General features: G+C 48.6%; 1 protein-coding gene. It reads left to right on the forward strand.

The features are described from left to right. A partial coding sequence (locus J7438_RS25860) for a mannose-1-phosphate guanylyltransferase/mannose-6-phosphate isomerase (RefSeq protein ID WP_209278907.1) occupies positions 1-880 on the forward strand: 880 nt, incomplete at its 5' end. Between the last annotated feature and the right edge of the window lie 160 nt (positions 881-1,040).

Genomic DNA, 1,040 nt, shown 5'->3' on the forward strand with positions numbered 1-1,040 from the left:
TCTAGAAACGGCTCAGAGTTATCTTGCTTCAGGGGACTATTATTGGAACTCTGGCATGTTTCTGTTTAAGGCCTCCCGCTATCTGGAAGAGTTGAACAAATTCCGCCCTAATATTCTGGAAGCCTGTGAAAAGGCCATTGCCGTAGAGAATGCCGATCTTGATTTCGTTCGTCTGGATGAAGCAGCGTTTACCGCCTGCCCGGATGAATCCATTGATTATGCAGTGATGGAAAAAACCACCGATGCGGTGGTTGTGCCTCTTGATGCCGGCTGGTCCGATGTGGGTTCCTGGACCTCATTGGCAGATATCTGTGAAAAGGATGAGTCCGGTAACTCGGTCCAGGGTGACGCTCTGTTGCAGGATACCCGTAATACGTATGTACGCAGTGAGAAGAAACTAATTGCCGCGGTGGGTGTTGATGATCTGGTCATCACCGAAAGCGATGATGCCATTCTGGTGGCCCACAAGGATCGGGTGCAGGAAGTTAAAAAAATTGTTGACCGGCTGAATGCACAAAACCGCAGCGAGGTAAAACTGCACCGCAAAGTCTATCGGCCTTGGGGTGCCTATGACTCCATTGATATTGGCGAACGATTTCAGGTTAAGCGGATTACCGTTAAGTCAGGAGCAAAGCTCTCCTTGCAGATGCACTACCATCGTGCAGAGCACTGGATTGTGGTGAAGGGTACCGCACTGATCACCAATGGTGATGAGGAGATTCTGTTGACCGAAAACCAGTCCACCTATATTCCCATAGGTGTGGTGCATCGGCTGGAAAACCCTGGCAAATTTGACCTTGAACTGATTGAGGTACAGAGCGGTGGGTATCTGGGTGAGGATGATATTGTCCGGTTTGAGGATACGTACGGGAGGGCTTAAGTCAGCAATGGGTCGGTTAGCAGAAAATGTTATACCCTTCAAAAGCATCATGGCAGAGTGAGTGTCGCTCATCACTGACCATTGCTGAACCAAAAACTGTCTCAGAAAATATTCAAGCTTGGGTATCAGGGAAAATTCATGAAGAAGCGTGGATTTACAG

The sequence above is a fragment of the Thalassotalea sp. G20_0 genome (genome assembly GCF_017744175.1).
GTDB lineage: Bacteria > Pseudomonadota > Gammaproteobacteria > Pseudomonadales > Endozoicomonadaceae > Endozoicomonas.